This window comes from Kosakonia sp. N21 (assembly GCF_050587465.1).
In the GTDB taxonomy this organism is placed as follows: domain Bacteria; phylum Pseudomonadota; class Gammaproteobacteria; order Enterobacterales; family Enterobacteriaceae.
Map to the genome: position 1 here is coordinate 150,681 of NZ_JBOBHR010000009.1, position 13,586 is coordinate 164,266.

15 protein-coding genes are annotated in these 13,586 nt (G+C 55.5%); 11 read left to right on the forward strand and 4 right to left on the reverse strand.

Translation table 11 applies throughout. The annotated features are described in order from the left end of the window. Window positions 1-79 precede the first annotated feature (79 nt). The 8 genes from ACQ3G7_RS20245 to citG are packed head-to-tail and all read left to right on the forward strand — an operon-like array spanning window position 80 to window position 7,429. Window positions 80-1,444 carry a 2-hydroxycarboxylate transporter family protein gene (locus ACQ3G7_RS20245; protein WP_061493190.1) on the forward strand — a complete coding sequence of 455 codons (1,365 nt, stop codon included), beginning with the start codon at window positions 80-82 and terminating at the stop codon, window positions 1,442-1,444. 21 nt (window positions 1,445-1,465) lie between these two features. Beyond that, window positions 1,466-2,329, forward strand: a complete 864-nt coding sequence (locus ACQ3G7_RS20250) for a fumarylacetoacetate hydrolase family protein (protein ID WP_263099352.1) — start codon at window positions 1,466-1,468, stop codon at window positions 2,327-2,329. Between the two features lie 16 nt (window positions 2,330-2,345). After that, a complete protein-coding gene (gene citC, locus ACQ3G7_RS20255) occupies window positions 2,346-3,365 on the forward strand; it encodes a [citrate (pro-3S)-lyase] ligase (protein WP_430891615.1) in 1,020 nt (339 codons plus the stop codon). 17 nt (window positions 3,366-3,382) lie between these two features. Next, window positions 3,383-3,676 carry a citrate lyase acyl carrier protein gene (citD, locus tag ACQ3G7_RS20260; RefSeq protein ID WP_061493193.1) on the forward strand — a complete coding sequence of 98 codons (294 nt, stop codon included), beginning with the start codon at window positions 3,383-3,385 and terminating at the stop codon, window positions 3,674-3,676. Next, window positions 3,673-4,548: a citrate (pro-3S)-lyase subunit beta gene (citE, locus tag ACQ3G7_RS20265; protein ID WP_263099354.1), complete on the forward strand. Its 876-nt coding sequence runs from the start codon at window positions 3,673-3,675 to the stop codon at window positions 4,546-4,548. Before citD ends, citE begins: the two co-directional genes overlap by 4 nt. A 10-nt stretch (window positions 4,549-4,558) precedes the next feature. Further along, the gene (gene citF, locus ACQ3G7_RS20270; RefSeq protein WP_263099355.1) at window positions 4,559-6,085 is read left to right on the forward strand and encodes a citrate lyase subunit alpha; all 1,527 of its coding nucleotides are present in this window, start codon (window positions 4,559-4,561) and stop codon (window positions 6,083-6,085) included. Further along, window positions 6,082-6,621 (forward strand): citrate lyase holo-[acyl-carrier protein] synthase, encoded by a 540-nt coding sequence (gene citX / locus ACQ3G7_RS20275; RefSeq protein ID WP_430891618.1) that lies wholly within the window; start codon window positions 6,082-6,084, stop codon window positions 6,619-6,621. Before citF ends, citX begins: the two co-directional genes overlap by 4 nt. Further along, on the forward strand, window positions 6,599-7,429 hold the full coding sequence (gene citG, locus ACQ3G7_RS20280) for a triphosphoribosyl-dephospho-CoA synthase CitG (protein ID WP_430891620.1): 831 nt from the start codon (window positions 6,599-6,601) through the stop codon (window positions 7,427-7,429). The genes citX and citG overlap by 23 nt, the downstream gene beginning before the upstream one ends. Window positions 7,430-7,503: 74 nt before the next feature. Here citG and ACQ3G7_RS20285 read toward each other — a convergent pair whose 3' ends face one another. The 4 genes from ACQ3G7_RS20285 to mutY all read right to left on the reverse strand — a co-directional run bounded on the left by ACQ3G7_RS20285 (window position 7,504) and on the right by mutY (window position 11,548). Then, a complete protein-coding gene (locus ACQ3G7_RS20285) occupies window positions 7,504-8,757 on the reverse strand; it encodes a nucleoside permease (protein WP_263099358.1) in 1,254 nt (417 codons plus the stop codon). Window positions 8,758-9,004: 247 nt separating this feature from the next. Beyond that, on the reverse strand, window positions 9,005-10,087 hold the full coding sequence (gene mltC / locus ACQ3G7_RS20290; protein ID WP_263100828.1) for a membrane-bound lytic murein transglycosylase MltC: 1,083 nt from the start codon (window positions 10,085-10,087) through the stop codon (window positions 9,005-9,007). Window positions 10,088-10,196: 109 nt separating this feature from the next. Continuing rightward, window positions 10,197-10,472: an oxidative damage protection protein gene (locus ACQ3G7_RS20295; RefSeq protein ID WP_263099359.1), complete on the reverse strand. Its 276-nt coding sequence runs from the start codon at window positions 10,470-10,472 to the stop codon at window positions 10,197-10,199. Window positions 10,473-10,498: 26 nt separating this feature from the next. After that, window positions 10,499-11,548, reverse strand: coding sequence for an A/G-specific adenine glycosylase (mutY, locus tag ACQ3G7_RS20300; RefSeq protein ID WP_430891623.1), 1,050 nt, complete (start codon window positions 11,546-11,548; stop codon window positions 10,499-10,501). 142 nt (window positions 11,549-11,690) lie between these two features. On the opposite strand from mutY, the gene trmB reads away from it, so the two are divergent. From trmB to ACQ3G7_RS20315, 3 genes are read left to right on the forward strand one after another with little or no spacing between them, the layout of a single operon-like run. Next, window positions 11,691-12,410, forward strand: a complete 720-nt coding sequence (gene trmB / locus ACQ3G7_RS20305) for a tRNA (guanosine(46)-N7)-methyltransferase TrmB (RefSeq protein WP_430891625.1) — start codon at window positions 11,691-11,693, stop codon at window positions 12,408-12,410. Continuing rightward, complete coding sequence (locus tag ACQ3G7_RS20310; protein ID WP_061493203.1) at window positions 12,410-12,736, forward strand: YggL family protein; 327 nt, start codon at window positions 12,410-12,412, stop codon at window positions 12,734-12,736. The genes trmB and ACQ3G7_RS20310 overlap by 1 nt, the downstream gene beginning before the upstream one ends. 56 nt (window positions 12,737-12,792) lie before the next feature. Continuing rightward, window positions 12,793-13,521 carry a YggN family protein gene (locus tag ACQ3G7_RS20315; protein ID WP_430891627.1) on the forward strand — a complete coding sequence of 243 codons (729 nt, stop codon included), beginning with the start codon at window positions 12,793-12,795 and terminating at the stop codon, window positions 13,519-13,521. Window positions 13,522-13,586: the final 65 nt, after the last annotated feature.

A 13,586-nucleotide genomic window follows, 5' to 3' on the forward strand; every position in this document is an offset into this window, starting at 1 on the left:
TTTTATTATGCAGCTCCTCACATAAAGTGTGTGTTTAGCCCTTTAGTCTGTACGCACAAAATAACCAAGGGGCTTAATTATGAGCACAACTGACGATTCATTTTCTGTTACCTCTGAATCGCTGGCGATTCAAAAAACATCACTTAAAGATAAGTGGTGGCACATTATGGATACCTGGAAGGTAGGGATTATTCCACTGCCGTTATTCCTGCTGGCAGGTGCGTTGATTGCGATTGACTGTCTGGGCGGCAAGCTTCCCAGCGATATCGTCGTGATGGTCGCCACACTGGCGTTCTTCGGCTTTGCCTGCGGTGAATTCGGTAAGCGTTTGCCGATCATCGGTAAGCTGGGCGCTGCGGCGATTTGCGCAACCTTTATTCCTTCGGCGATGGTCTATTACGGTCTGCTGCCGGACGTGGTCGTGGAATCCACCACCAAGTTCTACAAATCCACCAACATTCTCTATCTCTATATCTGCTGCATTATTGTTGGCAGCATCATGAGCATGAACCGCACCACCCTGATTCAGGGTTTCCTGCGTATTTTCTTCCCGATGCTGTGCGGTGAAATCGTTGGCATGCTGGTGGGCATGGGCGTTGGCCTGATGCTCGGCATGGAGCCGTTCCAGATCTTCTTCTTTATTATTCTGCCGATCATGGCCGGTGGTGTGGGTGAAGGGGCGATCCCGCTCTCTATTGGTTACGCCACGTTGCTGCATATGGACCAGGGCGTTGCACTGGGTCGCGTACTGCCGATGGTGATGCTGGGTGGCCTGACCGCCATCATTATCTCCGGTTGCCTGAACCAGCTCGGTAAACGCTTCCCGCACCTGACCGGTGAAGGTCAACTGATGCCTAACCGCAGCAACGGCGACGAACAGGCTCCGGCGGCACCGGCATTCTCCGGCAAAACCGATGTGACCACTATTGCCGCTGGCGCACTGCTGGCAGTACTGCTGTACATGATCGGCATGCTTGGCCACAAACTGATTGGCCTGCCTGCACCGGTCGGCATGCTGTTTGTTGCTGTCTTGATCAAGCTGGTGCACGGCGTTTCTCCGCGCCTGCTGGAAGGCTCTCAGGTGGTGTACAAATTCTTCCAGACCTCGGTCACCTATCCGATTCTCTTCGCGGTTGGCGTGGCGATCACGCCGTGGGAAGAACTGGTTCACGCTTTCACCATCGACAACCTGCTGGTGATCGTGAGTACCGTTTCTGCACTGGTTACGACTGGCTTCTTCGTGGGTAAAAAGATCGGCATGCATCCTATTGATGTGGCCATCGTTTCCTGCTGCCAGAGCGGCCAGGGCGGTACAGGGGATGTTGCCATCCTGACAGCGGGCAACCGCATGAGCCTGATGCCGTTTGCACAGATTGCGACCCGTATTGGCGGCGCGATCAACGTGTCGGTATCACTGCTGGTCCTTGGCAATTTCCTCGTTTGATTAAGCATTACAGGAACTGATATGAAACTCGCAAGCTTTGTCCATCAGGGGATCCGTAGCTACGGCATCGTCAAGGCTGATGGCGTCATCAATCTGGGCAAGCGCCTGGGCGACCGTTACGGTGATTTGAAATCGCTGCTCGCCGCCAACGCGCTGAACGAGGCACAGCAGTTTGCCGGTGAAGCACCGGAACTCCGCTTCGATGATCTCGATTTTCTGCCCGTGATCGATAACCCCGGCAAAATTCTCTGTGTTGGCATGAACTACGCCGAAAAACGCAAAGAATTTGATCAGCACAACCCGGCGCCGACGCTGTTTGTCCGGTTTGCTGACTCGCAGACCGGGCATAACGCCCCGGTGCTGAAACCGCGCCACTCCAGCGAATTCGACTACGAAGGCGAACTGGCGGTGATCATTGGTAAAGGCGGTGAAGATATTTCCCGCGAGACGGCGTTAAGCCATGTGGCGGGTTATAGCTGCTATATGGATGGTTCCGCACGTGACTGGCAGCACACCTGGTTTACCGCGGGCAAAAACTGGCGGCAGACGGGGGCATTCGGTCCGTGGATGACCACCGCCGATGAGATCCCGGATCCGCATGCGCTTGCTATCCGTACCTGGCTGAATGGCCGCATGGTACAGGACGATAACACCGCCAGCATGATCCATAAGGTGGCCGAGCTTATCGAGTACATCAGTACCTTCACCAGCCTGACGCCAGGCGACGTCATCATCACCGGTTCACCGGGCGGCGTCGGCAAAAAGCGTAACCCGCCGCTGTTTATGAAAGCGGGCGATCGCATTGAAGTGGAGATCGAGAATATCGGTCACCTCAGCAATGTGATTATCGATGCGCCAGCGCATGCGCTGACGGCGGCGCACTAAGGACGAAGGCAACACCATGCAAGCACGACCCCCCATCGACTTCCGCGTAGCGGAAGTCAACGGCAATACTCAACGGCTGGCCTCTATCCGCACGTTGCTCGCTGACAGCGGTTTAGGTATGGACCACGATATCACCACTTTCGTTGAAGCCTGGTCGGGAAACCGACTGGTGGGTTGTGCGGGCCTGGCCGACAACGTCATCAAGTGCGTGGCAGTAGATGAAGAGATGCGCGGTGAGAACCTCAGCGCGCAACTCCTGGCAGAAGTTGAACACCTGGCGCTGGCGCGCGGCCACTTTCATCTGTTTCTGTGCACCCGCCCCTGTAACCGGGAGCGCTTTCAGCACAGCGGATTCTGGCCTGTTGCGCAGAGCGGCAATAACGCCATTCTGATGGAAAACACGCCGTCAGGTATTCAGCGCTACTGCCGTACGTTGCAGGCAGATCGCATGCCGGGAAAGCGTATTGGCGCGATTGTCATGAACGCCAATCCTTTTACCCTTGGGCATCGCCATCTGGTCGAGCAGGCTGCGCAGTCGTGCGACTGGCTGCACCTGTTTGTGGTGCGTGAAGACGCCTCGTTCTTTCCCTTCGCCGCACGCTTAAAAATGGTGAAAGCAGGCGTGTCGCATCTGGCGAACGTCACCGTGCATGAAGGATCTCAGTACATCATTTCCCGCGCTACCTTCCCGGCCTACTTCCTGAAAGAGACCGGCAAAGTGCAGCAGGCGTGGAGCGAAATCGATCTGCTTATCTTCCGTAACTATATCGCCCCGGCGCTGGGTATTACCCACCGCTTTATCGGCAGCGAGCCGTTTTGCGATATCACCCGCCAGTACAACCAGACCATGCATCAGCTACTGGCAGGCGTCGTGGAGGTGGTGGAAATCCCGCGCATTAAAGCCACCGGCAATGCCATCTCCGCCTCGGAAGTGCGCCGTTTACTCAAAACACACCAGTTTTCCCGCATTCGGGAAATCGTACCGGATACCACTTTCGCGCATCTCGAATCCCATTACAGCGCGGAAGTCGCTTAAAAATCAGGAATGTCATTATGAAAATTGTGAGGGAGGCGCTGGCCGGGACCATGGAGTCCAGCGACCTGATGGTGAAAATAGCCCCGACTGCGGGCGAGCTGGAAGTCGTTGTGCACAGCGAAGTGATCAAGCAGTTTGGCGATCAAATCCGCCAGGTGGTGAATGCCACACTGCGCGCGATGGACGTCCATCAAGGGCTGGTGATTATTGAAGATAAAGGCGCGCTGGATTGTGTAATTCGCGCCCGTCTGCAAAGCGCCATCCTGCGTGCCGCCGAAGGCACGGAAATCGACTGGGGGAAACTGCTGTGAAAAAACTTCGTCGTAGCATGCTGTTCCTGCCAGGCGCTAACGCCGCCATGCTCTCCACCGCGTTTATCTACCGCCCGGATTCGATCATGTTCGATCTGGAAGACGCCGTCGCTCTGCGTGAAAAAGATACTGCGCGTCTGCTGGTATTTCATGCGCTGCAACACCCGATGTACCAGGACATGGAAACCGTGGTGCGCATTAACCCACTGAATACGCCGTTCGGTTTGCCGGATCTGGAAGCTGTCGTCCGCGCCGGGGTGGATGTGGTGCGTTTACCGAAAACCGACACCCCGGAAGATATCTACGAACTGGAACGCCATCTGGAACGCATTGAGCTGGCGTGCGGTCGCGAAGTGGGCTCCACCCGCGTGATGGCGGCGATTGAGTCTGCTATCGGCGTCATTAATGCCGTGGCCATTGCCCGTAGCTCTCAACGTTTGATCGGCATTGCGCTGGCAGCGTTTGACTATGTGATGGATATGCAAACCGAACGTGGCGACGGCACCGAGCTGTTCTACGCCCGTTGCGCCGTATTGCATGCTGCCCGTGCCGCCGGCATTGATGCCTTTGACGTGGTGTGGTCAGACGTGAATGACGAAGCCGGTTTCCTGCGTGAAGTCGACCTGGTCCGCAAAATGGGCTTTAACGGTAAGTCGTTGATTAACCCGCGTCAGATCGATCTGCTGCATAACGCCTATGCGCCTACCCAGCAGGAAGTTGACCACGCGAAACGGGTTATCGAAGCGGCGGAAGAGGGTGAACGCAACGGCCTTGGCGTCGTCTCGCTGAACGGCAAAATGATCGACGCCCCCATTATTAATCACGCGCAGATGGTGCTGGAACGTGCGGCTGCGTCCGGCGTGCGTCATTAAGGACAGAACAATGAATCAAACAGAGCTTCTTCACGTTAATTTCCCCCATCTGCGTGATTTAAAACCCTTTGAGAGCGCTCATGCCGCCACACCCTGGCTGGCGGACGTTAACAGCAAACATACGCGTAAACTCTGCGCCACGCTGGAAGATGCCATTGCCCGCAGCGGCCTGAAAGATGGTATGACGATCTCTTTCCATCATGCGTTTCGTGAAGGCGACCGCGTGATCAATAACGTGGTGGCGACGCTGGCGCGTCTGGGTTTTAAAAACCTGACACTGGCCTCCAGTTCACTGATGACCTGCAACGATGCGCTGATCGAGCATATTCAGAGCGGTGTGATCACCCGGATTTATACCTCCGGTATGCGCGGCAAGCTGGCAGATGCCATCTCCCACGGTCTGATGGACGAGCCGGTGCAAATCCACTCTCACGGCGGTCGCGTGAAATTGTTGCAGGACGGTGAGCTGAACATCGATGTCGCTTTCCTGGGCGTACCGTGCAGCGACGAATTTGGTAATGCCAATGGTACGCAGGGTAAATCCTGCTGCGGTTCGCTGGGTTACGCGATGGTGGATGCACAGTTCGCCAAAAAAGTGGTGCTGCTGACCGAAGAACTGGTGCCGTTCCCGAATATGCCGGCAAGCCTCAGCCAGAATCAGGTCGATCTGATCGTCCAGGTGGAGAGCGTTGGCGATCCGGCCAAAATCAGCGTGGGTGCAGCGCGTGTGACCAGTAACCCGCGTGAACTGATGATCGCCCGCTATGCCGCCGACGTGATTGAACACTCCGGCTATTTCAAAGACGGCTTCTCCATGCAGACGGGTTCCGGTGCGGCGTCTACCGCAGCGACCCGCTTTATGGAAGAGAAAATGGAGCGCCACGGTGTGAAAGCCCGTTTTGCGCTTGGCGGTATCACCGGTAGCCTGGTGGATCTGCATGAAAAAGGGTTGATCGAAAAACTGCTGGATACTCAGTGCTTTGACAGCGAAGCGGCGGCATCGCTGCGTCGTAACCCGAACCATGTTGAAATTTCCACTAACGTCTACGCCAACCCCGGCGGTAAAGCGGCAAGCTGCGATCAACTGGATGTGGTGATCCTCAGCGCGCTGGAAATTGACGTCGATTTTAACGTCAACGTGATCACCGGTTCTGATGGTGTGATGCGCGGCGCGTCCGGTGGTCACTGCGATGTGGCTGCAGCGGCAAACCTGACCATTGTGGTTGCGCCTCTGCTGCGTAGCCGTATTCCGACCGTGGTAAAACGCGTGACGACACTGTTGACGCCAGGGGAAAGTATCGACGTGCTGGTGACCGACCACGGGATTGCCGTGAACCCGGCGCGCCCGGAAATTCGCGAACGCCTGCTGGCGGCTGGACTGAAAATCGTGGATATCGACGCGCTCTACCAACGCGCCATCTCCCTGACCGGTGAACCGAAACCGATCGCCTTTACCGACCGTATCGTCGGGGTGATCCGCTACCGCGACGGCAGCGTGATTGACGTTGTCCGTCAGGTTAAAGAGGAAAATCAATGACCACACTGACGCCCGTGAGAGCGGGCGTCAGCCTCGAAGCGCTGCTGGCGGCGAAAGATAGCCGCGCGGCGCGTCAGGCTGACTGGCTCGCTCACTATCAACAACCTGTTATTTCGCTGACGCTGGTGACGCCCGGCGCCGTGAAAGACAGCATTCGCTATCGCAATACCATGGGGGTGGCGCTGCAAGCCTGCGACCAGTTGCTGTGGCAAAACCACTGGACGGTGCTGGACAGGCAGGTGCTGTGGCTGCCTACCGGTGCAGAAGCTCTGTGGTGCGTGCAGCATCCGGCGGTGGAAATCAAAGCCAACTGCGTGGAGATGGAGCAAACGCATCCGCTCGGCAGACTGTGGGATTTTGATGTTTTTTGCCCGGTCAACGGACAAGTTGGCCGACATTCGCTGGATCTGAACACGCGCCGCTGCCTTGTATGCGACGAGCCTGCACACGGTTGCGCACGCTCCCGCCGCCATCCGGTTGAGGATGTGGTCGGGCGTGTAGAGAGATTGATTGATGGCTGGTTTGCTCGCGACTAACCCCCAACAAGACGATGTGCCCACGCTTGCGGCGCGGGCGTTGCGTATTGAACTGGATTTAACCCCGAAACCGGGGCTGGTGGACAGAGCGAATACCGGCTCGCACCAGGACATGGACCATGCTCTGTTTGTGAAGAGCATTGCCGCTATCACGCCCTGGTTTTCTGCGTTTATGCAGGCTGGGCAAGCGCATGCCCATAAACCCGCCAGTGAGCAGTTGCGTCTGTTGCGGCCTCAGGGTATCGCCTGTGAACAGGCCATGCTCAGCGCCACTCACGGGGTGAATACCCATAAAGGCGGCGTCTTTTCGCTGGGGTTGTTATGTTTTGCCGCCGGGCGCTTGCAGGGGCAAAACCGGGTGGTCAGCGCCGATGCGTTGTGCCGTCAGGTCAGTGAAATTTGCCGTGGCCTGGTGGCGCGTGAGCTGATGGCGCGCCCGCAAGCGACCACCGCCGGTGAGAAGCAGTTTCATGCCTACGGCCTGACCGGGGCGCGCGGAGAAGTTGAACAGGGTTTTATCACCGTGCGACGCGCGGTATTGCCGTTCTGGCATCAGGAACAAGGCGAGCGTCGCTTGCACAACGCGCTACTGCGCCTGATGGCCGCTAACGCCGACAGCAATCTGGTATCGCGTGGTGGCATGGCAGGGCTGCGTTATGTGCAGGATTATGCGGCTGGATTGCTGGCGACATCGTGGAATAGCGATTCCCTGCAGGAAATGGATAACGCGTTGATGGCGAGGCGCTTAAGCCCCGGCGGTAGCGCGGACTTGCTGGCCGTTGCGTATGTGCTGGCATCGCTCCCCTAAGCGGTTTTCGCCGGGCGAATAAGGTCCGGCAACCGACCAATAAAAAACCCGGCGCTCAGGCCGGGTTTTTTGTCTTACGCTTTTTGCGCGACGCCTGCCGGTTCGCGCACGTGTTTGTACTTAAACATCGTGATGAACGCGAACGCCAGTACCAGCGAATAACCGGCGAAAATCAACCAGACGGTTTTCCAGTCGGTCACGCCTGCGGTGGTGTAAATCTCCACCACTTTACCGCTCACCATACCGCCGAGGATGCAACCGAAACCGTTGGTCATCATCAGCAGCATACCCTGCGCACTGGCACGGATTGCCGGGCTGACTTCTTTCTCCACAAATACGGAGCCAGAGATGTTGAAGAAGTCGAACGCACAACCGTAAACGATCATCGACAGCACCAGCAGTACGGTGCCGAACGGCGTCGGGTCGCCGAAGGCGAACAGGCCAAAACGCAGCACCCAGGCGAAGATACTGATCATCATGACGTTCTTAATGCCGTAACGGCTCATAAAGAACGGAATAGCCAGGATGAAGGCGGTTTCGGAAATCTGCGAAATCGACATCATGACCGATGCATGGGTCACGATAAAGCTGTTAGCGAACAGCGGGTTGGCATCGAAGCTGTGCAGGAAGGTGTTGCCAAACATGTTGGTGATCTGCAACTCGGCGCCCAGCAGCATCGAGAAGATAAAGAAAATCGCCATGCGTTTGTTTTTAAACAGGGCAAACGCATTCAGGCCGAGCATTTCCACCCAGGTCTGTTTCTCTTTGCTTTTCGCCACCGGCATATGTGGCAACGTCAGGGAGATCAGGCTCAGCAGCAGCGACAGCGCAGCGCCGATATAGAGCTGCATATGGCTCAGTTCGAAACCTGAGAAGCTCACCGCCCACATTGCCAGGATAAAGCCAATGGTGCCCCAGATACGAATTGGCGGGAAATCCGTCACGATGTCGTGACCGGCGGATTGCAAACGGAAGTAGGAGATAGTGTTCACCAGGCCCAGCGTTGGCATATAGGCCAGCGAGTTGAGCAGGATAATGGCGAACATGGCCCCCGGCGTCGTCACACCTGCGGCAATAAACAGCGTGATTGCCCCGACCAGGTGGCAAAGGGCGTAAACCCATTTCGCACTCAGCCACTTATCCGCAATGATGCCGAGCAGCGTTGGCATCAGCAGAGAGGCAATACCCAGCGAGCTGTAAACGGCGCCGATTTCCGCACCCTCAAATTTCAGGGTAACGAACATATAAGAGCCAAGTGTAGTCAGCCAGCTTCCCCACAGGCAGAACTGCAGAAAGATAATGACTTTCAGCTGCAGCTTAAGATTCATGCTAATTTCCTCACAAAGGAGACGGTTAGGTGTTGGAATGGGCACAATTGCTTTTGTTATGTGTCAGGATTCTATCATCGACGGGGCGGTGAATTTGTTATGCCCGACATAAAAATGCAAACTTCCTCTGATTGCAATTCCATATGGTGACGTATGTCACAATTTAACGCAACCGTTTGCATCTCTCAAAGGTAACGCTTATGCCTCTTTCCGCGTGATGTGTAAAAGAGGCATAAGGTGAGGGGGGTTAATTGCGGCGGTACGTTTTTTGCGCCGTATTCACTTTATACAGGTATCGGCGGGATTCTGCGGACGGATGGCGGCTGGTCAGGGTTTCGTAAACATCCCCCGGCGTCAGGGTGTTAATGATATTCGCCGCCTGCACTTTATCACTGGAGAAGACGCGCAACACGCTGCCTGCACCGCCGTTATAGGCGGTGATCACCGCATAACGGCGCGATGTCGGGTTCGTGATGCCGGAAAGATAAACATTGTTCAGCATTGCCAGGTAGGCGGTGCCGGTATCAATGTTGCTTTGCGGATCAAACAGATAGCTTCTGTCTGGCGTGCCGGATTTCCCCTGCGCGCGGAACACATCTTTCCCGGCGCTGTGCTGCACCACCTGCATCAGTCCCAGCGCATCAGAGCGGCTGACCGCATACGGGTTAAATGAGGACTCGGTTTGCATAATCGCCAGGATCAGCGACTCTTCCACACCATATTTGCGTGCCGCCTGGCGCACCATGCCCACGTATTTGTGCGCACGTTTATCGAGGTGGTTCGGCACCAGATTGATGGTGACGCTGTAGATCACGCGTAAGCCGTTGCTGCGGCTTTTCATGCGGGTTTGCAGCAGATAATCGGCAAAGCGCACTGCGCGCCACTGCCAGCGAATGGCTTCGCCGTTGTTATCCAGCACCTGGCCATACAGGAACGGCTCTTTGGAGATGGGGATATCGTCAACGTCGGAGTAGAGGTCGATGGAGCCAGGATCGTCGCCCATCAGCAGGGTTTTGATGATCGCCTGGCGCAGATGCGCCGCCGGTTCGGTACCGGCAATGGTTTCGACGGTGATCGTCCCGGCGTCGAAGTTGATATGGCTTCGTGTCTGATACTGATCGGTGTATTTAACGTAGTCCTTCGGCCCTGCAATAAGGACTTCGTTAAACCCCCATAAATTCTCAATATTATGGGCAAACTGCCCCATCAAAATGTCAAAACCGTTGGTGTCTTTGATCCAGGCTTCGTTATAGTCTTCGCCTGCTTTTTTTGAGCTGGAACACGAAATCAGCAACGGCGCAATCAGGGCGAGCGCTAAAAATTTTTTCATCATTCCGGGATGCAGTTGTGTTGGTTTAACCGCGCCAGTGGCGCTCGCGTGCGGGCAATGTCTTCCCATGATTTAGCGACATTGCCAGCCGTGGTGAGCGTTCAGAAGCTTATTGTTTTTCTGGCGGCGTATAGCCTTCAATGTGCACATCTTTGCCTTCAAAGAGGAAATTCACCATCTCCTCTTCCAGCAGTTTGCGATGCTCCACATTCATCATGTTGAGTTTTTTCTCGTTGATCAGCATGGTTTGTTTCTGCTGCCACTGCTTCCAGGCCTCTTTCGAGATTTCGTTATAAATGCGTTTACCCAGATCGCCCGGATAGAGCTGGAAGTCTTGTCCTTCTGCTTCGCGTTGCAGGAAGGTACAAAAAATGGTTCTGCTCATAAGTCATCCTCTTTCATGCGCCAGCGCTATAAAGCGCCCGCGCGTAATTGCTGTATCAGGCGTTCCACTGGGGCCGCCAGACCGACCGACGGCGGTTGCGCTAAGTTATACCAAAGACCTGCGCCTTCATCCATGCAAGACGAGAACGAGGACACCTCAAGCCACATAGGCACAATATCCAGATGGAAATGGCTAAACGTATGGCGAAAAGCAATCCGCTGGCTGAGATTATCCGCGGGAATGCTTCTCTGCGCCAGCCAGTCACGCAGGGCCGCTTCGTCACTGAACTGCGGAAAACAGAACAAACCGCCCCACAGACCGCTTGGCGGGCGCTGTTCAAGATAGACCTCACCTTCGTGCTGCATCAACAGGAAGTAACCGGTACGTTCAGGAAGCGTCTGTTTCGGCTTTTTCCCCGGATACTGCGCCCATGAATGGGCGGCATACGCCTCGCAACCGGTTTGCAGCGGGCAGAGCTCGCACTTCGGTTTTGAGCGTGTACAGACCATTGCGCCGAGATCCATCATCGCCTGGTTGAAACGCTCTACACCCTGGGCTGGCGTCACCTGGTCACTCAAATCCCACAGGCGTTTTTCCACGTCCTTTTTGCCCGGCCAGCCCTCCACGGCATAGCAGCGCGCCAGCACGCGTTTTACGTTACCGTCAAGAATAGGAAAGTGTTTACCCAGCGACAAAGAGAGAATCGCGCCCGCTGTTGAGCGGCCGACACCCGGCAGAGCGGCGACTTCATCAAACGTTTCCGGAAAACAACCGCCGTGCTGGTTAGCCACCTGCTGAGCGGCTTTGTGCAAATTGCGGGCGCGGGCGTAGTAACCCAGGCCGGTCCACAGATGCAGAACTTCATCGAGCGGCGCGTTCGCCAGATCGGTTACCGTGGGGAAACGCGCCATAAAACGCTGGAAATAGGGAATAACGGTTGCGACCTGTGTTTGTTGCAACATCACTTCCGACAGCCATACTTTGTAAGGCGTTTTTTCAATTTGCCAGGGCAGGGTTTTTCGCCCGTATTTGTCGTACCAGTCCAGAACCTGGGCTGAAAATTGAGACGCTTGCATGGTCACCAGAATCACGTTATCAGGGGCCAAGATTGCAGCACAGCGGCAGCAGACTGTAAACCGGAACTTTCCGGTGCTTGCATCGTGCGATGAACTTTGGATAATGCCCGTTTCCTGAACACTCTCACAAGCAGAAAACTTTATGAATAACGACGTCATTTCACCGGAATTTGATGAAAACGGTCGCCCGCTGCGCCGAATTCGCAGCTTTGTCCGTCGCCAGGGCCGCCTGACCAAAGGGCAGCAGCACGCGCTGGAAAACTACTGGCCGGTGATGGGCGTTGAGTTCACTGAGCAGCCACTGGATTTTACCGCGCTGTTTGGCCGCACTGCGCCGGTGACGCTGGAGATCGGTTTCGGCATGGGCGCTTCGCTGGTCGAAATGGCGAAAATCCGCCCGGAGCAGAATTTCCTCGGGATTGAAGTGCACTCGCCAGGCGTTGGCGCGTGTCTCTCCTCCGCCCACGAAGAGGGTGTGGAAAACCTGCGGGTGATGTGCCATGACGCGGTAGAAGTGCTGCATAAAATGATCCCTGACAATTCTTTAAATATGGTGCAGCTCTTTTTCCCTGACCCGTGGCATAAAGCGCGCCATAATAAACGCCGCATCGTTCAGGTACCGTTTGCTGAACTGGTGAAAAGTAAGCTTAAGCTGGGTGGCGTGTTTCATATGGCGACCGACTGGGAAGCCTATGCGCAACATATGCTCGAGGTCATGTCTTCTATTGATGGGTATAAAAACCTGTCGGAAACCCGTGACTACGTGCCGCGCCCCGAGTCGCGCCCGGTGACGAAATTTGAACAGCGTGGCCATCGTCTTGGTCACGGCGTATGGGACTTAATGTTCGAGAGGGTGAAATAATGGCAACAAACCGCAGCCGTCGCTTGCGTAAAAAAATGCATATCGACGAATTCCAGGAACTGGGTTTCTCCGTCGCGTGGCGTTTCCCGGAAGGCACCAGTGAAGAGCAAATCGATAAAACCGTCGATGATTTTATTCAGGAAGTGATTGAGCCGAACAAGCTGGCGTTTGACGGCAGCGGTTACCTGGCCTGGGACGGGCTGATTTGCCTGCAAGAAGTGGGCAAGTGCACCGAAGAGCACCAGGCCATTGTGCGTAAATGGCTTGAGGACCGCAAACTGGATGAGGTGCGCATCAGCGAACTTTTCGACGTTTGGTGGGACTAAGCAAGCATAAGGGGCCAGCACTAGCTGGCCCGTTTTGTCTCTACAGGAGTTTTTTTATGATGCGCAAAACGCTGCTGGCGGCAACTCTGGTCTTTACCGCTTTTACCGCTTTTGCCGCTCAGGCGGATTATCAATGTAGCGTGACCCCACGTGACGATGTGATCCTCAGCCCGCAATCCGTGCAGGTAAAAGGGGAAAACGGCAATCTGGTTATTACGCCGGATGGCAATGTCATGTTCAACGGTAAACAGCCCGCGCTGAGCGCTGCTCAGCGTGAACAGGCGAAAGATTATCAGGCCGATCTGCGTCATGCTCTGCCGTGGATTGATGAAGGTGCACGCAGCCGCGTGGAGAAAAGCCGTACGGCGCTGGATAAAATCATCGTTAAAGAAGTTGGCGAGAGCAGCAGCATGCGCAGCCGTCTGACCAAACTGGACGCGCAACTGAAAGAGCAGATGAATCGCATTATTGAGCACCGTAACGACGGGCTCACGTTCCACTATAAGGCGATTGACGAGGTGCGCGCCAACGGTCAGCAACTGGTGAACCAGGCGATGGGCGGCATTTTGCAGGACAGCATTAATGAGATGGGCGCCAAAGCGGTGCTGAAAGGCGGCGGTAACCCGTTACAGGGTGTACTGGGTAGCCTTGGTGGTTTACAGACCGCAATCCAGAATGAGTGGAATAACCAGGAAGCGGATTTCCAGCAATTTGGTAAAGATGTGTGCCAGCGTGTGGTGTCACTGGAAGAGAGCCGCAAAGCGTTAACGGCGGGTCTGAAGTAACCTTTCCCCTCACCCTAACCCTCTCCCCCGAGGGGAGAGGGAACTGTCCGAAGCGGGTTTTCTCC

Bases quoted from the DNA above. Each gene is read 5' to 3' on its own strand.
- ACQ3G7_RS20245 (WP_061493190.1), top strand. From the start codon at position 80: ATGAGCACAACTGACGATTCATTTTCTGTTACCTCTGAATCGCTGGCG.
- ACQ3G7_RS20250 (WP_263099352.1), top strand. From the start codon at position 1,466: ATGAAACTCGCAAGCTTTGTCCATCAGGGGATCCGTAGCTACGGCATC.
- citC (WP_430891615.1), top strand. From the start codon at position 2,346: ATGCAAGCACGACCCCCCATCGACTTCCGCGTAGCGGAAGTCAACGGC.
- citD (WP_061493193.1), top strand. From the start codon at position 3,383: ATGAAAATTGTGAGGGAGGCGCTGGCCGGGACCATGGAGTCCAGCGAC.
- citF (WP_263099355.1), top strand. From the start codon at position 4,559: ATGAATCAAACAGAGCTTCTTCACGTTAATTTCCCCCATCTGCGTGAT.
- citX (WP_430891618.1), top strand. From the start codon at position 6,082: ATGACCACACTGACGCCCGTGAGAGCGGGCGTCAGCCTCGAAGCGCTG.
- citG (WP_430891620.1), top strand. From the start codon at position 6,599: ATGGCTGGTTTGCTCGCGACTAACCCCCAACAAGACGATGTGCCCACG.
- ACQ3G7_RS20285 (WP_263099358.1), bottom strand. From the start codon at position 8,757: ATGAATCTTAAGCTGCAGCTGAAAGTCATTATCTTTCTGCAGTTCTGC.
- mltC (WP_263100828.1), bottom strand. From the start codon at position 10,087: ATGAAAAAATTTTTAGCGCTCGCCCTGATTGCGCCGTTGCTGATTTCG.
- ACQ3G7_RS20295 (WP_263099359.1), bottom strand. From the start codon at position 10,472: ATGAGCAGAACCATTTTTTGTACCTTCCTGCAACGCGAAGCAGAAGGA.
- mutY (WP_430891623.1), bottom strand. From the start codon at position 11,548: ATGCAAGCGTCTCAATTTTCAGCCCAGGTTCTGGACTGGTACGACAAA.
- trmB (WP_430891625.1), top strand. From the start codon at position 11,691: ATGAATAACGACGTCATTTCACCGGAATTTGATGAAAACGGTCGCCCG.
- ACQ3G7_RS20310 (WP_061493203.1), top strand. From the start codon at position 12,410: ATGGCAACAAACCGCAGCCGTCGCTTGCGTAAAAAAATGCATATCGAC.
- ACQ3G7_RS20315 (WP_430891627.1), top strand. From the start codon at position 12,793: ATGATGCGCAAAACGCTGCTGGCGGCAACTCTGGTCTTTACCGCTTTT.